Source organism: Planktothrix serta PCC 8927 (genome assembly GCF_900010725.2).
Lineage (GTDB): Bacteria > Cyanobacteriota > Cyanobacteriia > Cyanobacteriales > Microcoleaceae > Planktothrix > Planktothrix serta.
In genome coordinates, this window is record NZ_LR734827.1 from 1 (window position 1) to 8,022 (window position 8,022).

An 8,022-nucleotide genomic window follows, 5' to 3' on the forward strand; every position below is an offset into this window, starting at 1 on the left:
TTCCGTCACCTCCCGCAATTGAAAAGCTTCTCGAAACATGGTTTCTGTGGGGGGATGGACATATCCAGAAACCACCGTTGCTTGTCCTAAATAGGGTTTCCACATCAATTCCATCGTTGCTAAAGGGGGCCGTTTGCCAATTTCTCGGCGATAGGTGACTAATCTTTCTGCTTCAGGGAAATGTTGAGGAAGATAAACAAACCCTAAACCTGTTGCTTCAAATACCTGTTGAGTTTGTGATAAGGATAATTTAGACCAGTCCACCCCCAACCCTTGCCAAATTTCAATCAAGGGAATTCCTTCTTTAGTTGGCATTCGCTGGCCCCCATGTAAAATCACTGGAACCCCTGCGCTGACTAAAATTAAAGCCGTTAAGGGAGCAAAGGGCGCCGTGCGAGAGCGACCATCATAGGGACAACCTAACACCATTGGCGCAGAACCAACCGACTGAAGTTGAGGGCCAATTTGCTCATAAGCATCCAACATCCCGGCTAATTCTTCCCCGGTGGGACGTCGGATGCGATGAGCAATCAAAAAAGCACCAATTTGAGCCGGAGTAGCCTCTTGTAATAACATTAATCTCAAGGCTTCGGCTGCTTGAGAACGACTCAACGCCTCACTGGTATGGGTTCCACTACCTACTAAACGAAGTAACTCTCGAAATTGATCACTCATGCCGATGTGGTGTTGACTGTTGGCTGTTGACTGTTGGCTGTTGGCTGTTGGCTGTTAACCGACAACCTATTTTTAAACTTCAGCTTAATCGTATTAATGGTAGCGTCTTTATTTCAACAGAGGCGTTTGGGGATTTAAAGAATCAATTGATCTATCAATATAATCATGAACGAGTTGCCAAAAATAAGCAATGGGAGGAATTTGCATTCGATCCGGTGTTGTGACAATTACCACTTCACGAGTCCAAGTTGTGTCCCCATTCGTAGGAATTAACGCCGAGGAAGCAGAACTCGCCAGAGAAGTTTTAGGATGTCCAAACGGTATGGGTGCTAACCCTCGGACGGCTAAAGTCGGATCAGTTCGGGCTTCTATTAAGGCAGAATAGGGTAATAAAGCGATCAGTTCCCCTTGACGAATTACCCCTCGAAAGCCATCCAATGTATTTAACTCTAAAACTGCATTTAATTTTGCTCCAGCTTGGGTAAACTTTTCTTGAACAAAACGCTGCATTCCATAACCATCTTTAAAAACCACTTGCGGATAACGAATTAACTCATGCCAAGGAACTTGAGAATATTGCGTTAACGGGTGGCTACTAGCCATTAATAATTCAATCGGTTCTTGATAAAGAATATCGACTAAAAGTTCTGCACTAGCGGTAAAAGAACGATTATTCATAATAATGGCAATATCAACTAATCCATCCTTAAGAACTTTTAAAGCGCGATCGCTTCCTAATGATGTTACTCGTAATTGAACCTCTGGATGAGCATAACAAAACTTCTGCAAAACTGGGGGTAAATAAGAGGAACAAACCGAATGAATTGCCGCCACACAAAGTTCCGGTTGTTTCCCCGCTAACAAAGATGCCAATTCCTCTTTCGCACTGTCCCAGGTTTGACAAATTTTGCGAGCATAGGGCCAAAAACGTTCACCCCCAATGGTTAATTTAGCTTGAGTTGTGCGGTGAAATAAGGGTAAACCCAGTTCTTCCTCTAGTCCCTGCACCTGTCGGCTAATTGTTGATTGAGTAACGCCGCATTTGCGTGCTGCTTGTTGAAAGCTCCCAGTCTCAGCAACAGACAGAAAAGATTGCAGTTGCTCTAAACGCATAAAGACAGTAAACAGTAATCAGTAATCAGTAAACAGTAAACAGTAAACAGTAATCAGTAAACAAGAAACAGTAATCAGTAAACATTTTACGGAATTTACCATTCTGATAAAGCTTTTAAAATCCCTTGTTTGATATCAGGATTAATATTTTCTTGATTTAATAATTTTTGTAAATATTGATAAGTTTCTTCAGAGCCAATTTGTTTCAAGGCTGAAATACAATGTAATCGAACTGAATCCTGGGGATCAGCTAAAAGTTGAATTAAGGGATCAAGGGCAGATATTAATCTTAATTTTCCTAATCCTAACGCGATTAATTGTTTGATTTTTGGATCGGAAATAGCCGGATGATTGCGATTAATTAAATTAATTAAAATTTGAGTAGCTTGTTCGCGCAATTCTATAGTTTCAATTCGTCCTATCCCCTGAATAATTTCTTGAATTAGGGTCATTTCTACAGCCGTGATCGGAGGTGTATTCGGATTAAATTCAGGATGAAAGCTCAACAGAATTTCATCTAAATGATTTAAACTTTTAGGCGTTTCAATCCATCCCAATGAACGAATCCCATCTATTTTTAAAGATAGGGGAACACTGGGAGATTGTACTTGTTCAAATAAGGCTGTTACTGCTTCATCTGTTTTTAAACGCGCTAAAGCGAGTTGAGTTTGTTGACAAACTTCTGGTCGAATATCCCATAATAACGGTTTAAGTTTTTCAACTAAATTAATAGTTTCTAATAAATCTAATCTTACTCCTAATCCGATCACTGCTTCTTTTCTAACATTAGCAACGGGATCATTTAAAGCCTCTAATAAAACGGGAATCACTTTGGGATCATGAAAACTTCCTAATGCTTCAATTGCGATCGCTCGAATCTCTGGATTAGAATCATTGACAATAGTTAATAAGGGGTTAATCGTTTCAGAATGACGAATTTGAGATAAGGCAACCGTTGCTAATCGTTTAGAATCTTCTTGGGCTAATAATTCCGTCAGGGGTGCGATCGCTGAATTTCCTAAACCTGCTAAGGTAATTGCTGTTATTTCCTGAAGGGATAGTTCATCTTCCGTTGCTTCTATTTTAGCAGTTTTGAGCAAATTAACCAAGGGTTCAATCACCAATTCTGATTTAAACTGTCCCAAAATTCGAGCCACAAACCAACGCATTTCTACATCAGCCGTTTGATCTTGTAAAATATTAAGCAGAGGCTCGATGGCAAGGGTTCCTAAATCGGGTAAAATTTTACTAATTTCCCATCGCTGTTGAAAATCTCCCTGTTCTAACTGAGTTAAAACCAAATTAAGTACAGCTTCGGGTTCTTGTTGGGATAAATCAATCACTGTTAATGGTTAATGGTTGACTGTTGACTGTTGACTGTTGACTGTTGACTGTTGACTGGTACGGGCGGGTTCAGTCAGATCTTTGTTGAATTAATCACAATCTTGATGAACCCGCCCCTACAACCGAAAACTATTTTAATTGTAGAACATTTATGCAATACTTTAACTATTCTTCCCTGATTAATGCACCTGTAGAAGTGGTTTGGGAATTTCATACCCGACCGGATATATTACAATTGTTAACTCCTCCTTGGCAACCCGTAGAAATTGTGCGTCGAGAAGGGGGTTTAGATGTGGGAGCAATTTCGGAATTTAGAATATTATTAGGGTTTATTCCGGTGCGATGGGTAGCAATTCATACTGAATGTAAACCCTTAGAATTATTTACTGATGAACAACAAGAAGGAATTGTAGAAAGTTGGGTACATCGACATCAATTTGTTTCTGAAAATGGCAAAACTCGCCTCACCGATGCGATCGCTTATTCTCTACCCGGAGGAGAATTAGCAGAAAAAATCTTAGGTTGGTGGGTTAATAGTCGTTTAGAAGATATGTTTCGTTATCGTCATCAAGTTACAAAAAAAGAATGTGAAAAGTGTTAACTGTTGACGGTTGACTGTTGACGGTTGACTGTTGACGGTTGACCGTTGACAATTCGTAATTCGTAATTCGTAATTCGTAATTCCCTATTCCCTATTCCCTATTCCCTGTTCCCTATATTAGCTCGAATGAGTTGATAGGAACCTGCTTGATCAATAATTTTATATTGATTGGGTTTTAATCCAATATTAGTTAATTCACGGGGATGTCCCAGAATTAAAAGGGTTTTAGGGGAAGAATTTTTAACCTTTGGGCTGTTAATATAGTTAATTACATCTCCAGGTTCAGGATAGTATTGAACTGGATGTTGAGTATAAAAAACTAAACTGGGTTTTTTAAAGCCAACCATCATTAATTCTTCCCCTATTTGTCGCTGTTGTACAACAGTTTGGGCGAGATTTCTTAAAGGTTCTTGACGATGGTGATCGAGTAAATTATAGGTAGGAGTTGCAGCCCAGATAAAAAAGATAATAAATCCAAAAAGATTAAGTAGAAAAATTCCTGAAATTCGCTTTTTCCACCAACTTAAGATAATTCCGATTCCAGTAATTAACCAAATTAAAGCGGATCGATTTAGGAGTCCAGAAGCTTGTAAATCTGCCCTAAAATCGGGCATCTCTGCATCATATCCTATGAAATTTTTACTAAAATAACTAGCTACTGAAGCACTAAAAACTAATAGAATATTGAAAATAATAGAAACAGAAAATGCTTTAGGAATATCACCCGCCAGACCCATATTAGAATTAACGGGATGATTGTTTTTTATTATATTGTGCCAAAATAGAGAAATTAATAAGGCTGAAGCCGGGATCAGAGGTAAAACATAACTGGGAAGTTTCGTAACAGCTACAGTAAAAAAGATAAAAATTACAGCGAACCAAAAAACAGCAAATAATGGTAATTGTTGAATTCGAGATTGGCGTTGCCAACATCGGCGTTTCCAAAATTTTGTTGAAGCGATCGCTATTGGTAAATACACAGAAAAAGGCGCAAACCCCACTAAAACCACAATAAAATAGAAATACCAAGGAGCCGCATGGTGATTAACAACGCTAGTAAATCGTTCAAAATTGTGATAACCAAAAAACGAGTTAATATAGTTTTGACCATTAATTAAAGTAACTACAATATACCAAGGAAGAGTAATTCCTAAAAAAATTAATCCCCCTCGGAAGGGACGCATTTCTTGTAAAATCTTCCGCCCTTTTCCCAGATAAATTAAAAATGAACTAATAATTAAAAGGGGTAAAACAATCCCGACTGGCCCTTTTGTTAACACGGCTAAAGCCAATAAAATATAAAAAGCTAAATACCAAATATCAGAGGGATTCAGACGTTGATTAAACTGCTTAAACATTAAATCAGAATGTTCTTTAAATCCTGACTCCGATATTGGATCTAAACGGGTTGAATATCCCAGAAAAAAAGCGAATAAAGCTGAACCCATACAACTCGTTAATAACATATCGGAAACCCCAATTCTTGCCCAAGCCAGAATTTCAGGATTAAACGCTATTAATGCCGCCCCTATCCAAGGTAAAGGATGGAAAATCACCCTTCGGAAACAGGGTTGATCAGATAGAGAAATATAGCCTACTTTTGTCTCGTCTTTAATCGCAGAAAATTGGGTTTTTTGGACATAATAACTTAAGGTATAAAATCCCAAACCCATTAGAATAAAAGCCGAAAATGCTGAAGGAAGACGGACTCCCCATTCATTAACTCCGACAATTCGGTAAAAAATTGTCATTAACCAATAAATTAAGGGCGGTTTATCGAAGCGAGTTTCTTGATTAAAATAGGGGGTAATCCAATCCCCCGTTACTAACATTTGACGGGAGGCTTCTGCAAATAAAGGCTCTGTTTCATCCAATAAACCCCAATTTCCTAAATTCTGAAAAAAAGCCAGCCAACTGATTAAACCTAACCCCAAAATCGCCAGGATTCCAGGGAACCAACGGCTTTGAATTTGATGTAAAAAAAACGTTTTAATTTCTCGATCTGAACTTAGTTTCATTGTTGACGGTTGACGGTTGACGGTTGACGGTTGACGGTTGACCAACAACTGCCAACAGTGAACCGCCAACCCAGATATCGATTAGTTATTATCACTTATTAAGGGAACAGGAAACCGAAATAATATTACTATTGCCTATTGCAAGATTTCCTATTTTTGGGATGAAAATTGATCCGGTGTCCGAGAGGGTTGTATGACCAACTGCCATTCCTTACCATCAGGGTTCCAAGCCGGAAGGGAGGTTTCCCCGACAATATAAGGCCCCCAGTAATAGCGAGAACCATCCGGCGCGAAAACAATCAAAATATCGCCGGATTTGAGGATTAAATCTTCTTCAGGGAGGGACAAAATCAACCCTTCTTTACTCCCTTCTTCGGGAGCAAAATCCCAATGGACGGGTTCTGCGATCGCTGGAGATGAACGACTGAGTAAGGCTACACGCACCGGATGTTCCGTGAGGTTACTGACTCGGAATGACCCTCGTGGATGGCTTGTGGGAATCGAAGGAGGAGATAGTTTTGGGGGATTACTCCCCGATTGAGGAGGAGGAACTGGGGTTCTTTCTGACAGAGGTGGCGCTGGGATAGAGGTTTTAGGGAAGGTTGTTGATAAGGGAGTTGAGGCAGATAAGGCCACCTGTTCAGAAGATTTTCGTTCCGTTGACTGGACACAATAGCGAAATAAGAATTGCCTTAAACTAATTAAAGTTAATAAAATAGTTCCAGTAATCAGAAAGGCTGGATACAGTTTAGCTTTCATAATCTTTCGTTTTAAACCCGATCATTAATTCCACTACACTCCACACCGTCTTTTATGCAGAATACCCGTCTCAATCGACTTGTAAATGTTATCAATGCACTACTCGGCCAATGGTTGTTAAATCCTTGGCGACGGATTTCGCTGCTGATCATTAGTTTGTTATTTGGTTTTGCCCTAGCACTGGGTATTTCGGCGATAGCGGGACAAAAAGCAAATATAGATGTAACTGTGGCTTTAATGGTGTCTATCCTAGTAGAAGGTGTCAACTGGTTAGCCTACAGTAGTCCCAACCGTTTGCGACAATCCTTTTGGGTCGAAAACCTGAATGCACTTAAAATGGGTTTGAGTTATGGGTTATTTTTGTTAGCATTCATGTTGGGTTCGTGAAATCCACATTTTTATGTTTCTGTAATTGTCTATGATCGAAATTTTGCAAGCTTGGGCTCATGGACAACCTCCCCATGTCACAGATTTAGAGCTTTTAGAACAGTGGGAACTGTCTGATTCTAAACAAGCGATATTGTGGGGAATCACACCGGAAAATGTTAGGCTAAAATTACAAGGGCGATCGCACCTTTTCTGTAAACTTTTTCAAGAGAATTTTGATTTCCCTCTCTTATCCCAACAATTAGAAACCCTTTGGAAGTTTTGGCTTCCGTTTGCGACCCAACTGGCTGAGTCTCGTCAACAGCTAGGTCGTCCTCTGGTTCAGGGAATATTAGGAGGACAAGGAACAGGGAAAACAACCCTAGCGAAAGTCTTAACTCGGATTTTGTCTCTTTTTCACTATGACACAATCAGCTTGTCCTTAGACGATTTGTATAAAACTTATTTAGAACGTCAACAGTTACAAAGGGTCGATCCTCGTTTAATTTGGCGGGGGCCACCCGCAACCCATGATGTTGAATTGGGAATACAGGTTTTAGATCAATTGCGTCAACCCCTACCCGGTCAAACCATTGCTATTCCTCGGTTTGATAAGTCCTTATGGCAGGGTGCAGGCGATCGCATTTCACCGGAATTTGTTACAGGAATTGATATTATTTTATTTGAAGGTTGGTTTGTGGGATGTAGACCCATTGATCCCCAACAATTTAATTCTGCACCTGTTCCGATTATTACAATTGCCGATCAACAATTTGCCAGGGATATGAATGAACAATTAAAAGAATATATTCCTTTGTGGGAAAAATTAGATCAATTAATCATTTTAAATCCGGTCGATTATCGCTTATCAAAACAATGGAGAATTCAAGCTGAACATGACATGATTTTAACAGGAAAATCAGGCATGACCGATGCCGAAATTAGTCAATTTGTTGATTATTTTTGGAAAGCCCTACATCCCGAATTATTTATAAATCCGTTAATTAAAAATTCTCAATTAGTCAACTTAATTGTCGAAATTAATCCCGATCATTCTGTTGGTAATATAGCACTACGCGCAAGGGAACAGGGAACAGGGAACAGGGAACAGTAAGAAGTGAAAGGGTTTCAGGATTTAGAAATGTC

Annotated in this window: 7 protein-coding genes and 1 pseudogene; 3 read left to right on the plus strand and 5 right to left on the minus strand. The window is 39.4% G+C overall.

Going from position 1 to position 8,022, the window contains the following annotated elements; genetic code table 11:
* From PL8927_RS02170 to PL8927_RS02180, 3 genes and pseudogenes are all read right to left on the minus strand, one after another.
* Positions 1-675, minus strand: a pseudogene (locus tag PL8927_RS02170) (hypothetical protein); the annotation flags it as partial.
* Positions 676-783: 108 nt separating this feature from the next.
* Positions 784-1,788 carry a LysR family transcriptional regulator gene (locus PL8927_RS02175; RefSeq protein WP_083617137.1) on the minus strand — a complete coding sequence of 335 codons (1,005 nt, stop codon included), beginning with the start codon at positions 1,786-1,788 and terminating at the stop codon, positions 784-786.
* Positions 1,789-1,883: 95 nt separating this feature from the next.
* On the minus strand, positions 1,884-3,131 hold the full coding sequence (locus PL8927_RS02180) for a HEAT repeat domain-containing protein (RefSeq protein ID WP_083617139.1): 1,248 nt from the start codon (positions 3,129-3,131) through the stop codon (positions 1,884-1,886).
* Positions 3,132-3,283: 152 nt separating this feature from the next.
* Here PL8927_RS02180 and PL8927_RS02185 point away from each other — a divergent pair, with 152 nt between their 5' ends.
* A complete protein-coding gene (locus tag PL8927_RS02185) occupies positions 3,284-3,733 on the plus strand; it encodes an SRPBCC family protein (protein ID WP_083617141.1) in 450 nt (149 codons plus the stop codon).
* A gap of 98 nt (positions 3,734-3,831) precedes the next feature.
* Here the strand turns inward: PL8927_RS02185 and PL8927_RS02190 are convergent, their stop codons facing one another.
* Both PL8927_RS02190 and PL8927_RS02195 read right to left on the minus strand, forming a co-directional pair.
* Positions 3,832-5,751, minus strand: coding sequence for an ArnT family glycosyltransferase (locus tag PL8927_RS02190; RefSeq protein ID WP_083617152.1), 1,920 nt, complete (start codon positions 5,749-5,751; stop codon positions 3,832-3,834).
* A gap of 150 nt (positions 5,752-5,901) precedes the next feature.
* Positions 5,902-6,510: a hypothetical protein gene (locus tag PL8927_RS02195; protein WP_083617143.1), complete on the minus strand. Its 609-nt coding sequence runs from the start codon at positions 6,508-6,510 to the stop codon at positions 5,902-5,904.
* A 54-nt stretch (positions 6,511-6,564) separates the two neighbouring features.
* Between PL8927_RS02195 and PL8927_RS02200 the strand changes: the two genes are divergently transcribed.
* Entirely contained in the window at positions 6,565-6,897 is a 333-nt protein-coding gene (locus tag PL8927_RS02200) for a DUF565 domain-containing protein (protein ID WP_083617146.1), read from the plus strand.
* Positions 6,898-6,928: 31 nt separating this feature from the next.
* Positions 6,929-7,990, plus strand: a complete 1,062-nt coding sequence (locus PL8927_RS02205; RefSeq protein ID WP_083617150.1) for a glycerate kinase — start codon at positions 6,929-6,931, stop codon at positions 7,988-7,990.
* Positions 7,991-8,022 lie beyond the last annotated feature (32 nt).

Coding starts and splice junctions, on each gene's coding strand:
- PL8927_RS02175 (WP_083617137.1), bottom strand. CDS start 1,788: ATGCGTTTAGAGCAACTGCAATCTTTTCTGTCTGTTGCTGAGACTGGG.
- PL8927_RS02185 (WP_083617141.1), top strand. CDS start 3,284: ATGCAATACTTTAACTATTCTTCCCTGATTAATGCACCTGTAGAAGTG.
- PL8927_RS02195 (WP_083617143.1), bottom strand. CDS start 6,510: ATGAAAGCTAAACTGTATCCAGCCTTTCTGATTACTGGAACTATTTTA.
- PL8927_RS02190 (WP_083617152.1), bottom strand. CDS start 5,751: ATGAAACTAAGTTCAGATCGAGAAATTAAAACGTTTTTTTTACATCAA.
- PL8927_RS02205 (WP_083617150.1), top strand. CDS start 6,929: ATGATCGAAATTTTGCAAGCTTGGGCTCATGGACAACCTCCCCATGTC.
- PL8927_RS02200 (WP_083617146.1), top strand. CDS start 6,565: ATGCAGAATACCCGTCTCAATCGACTTGTAAATGTTATCAATGCACTA.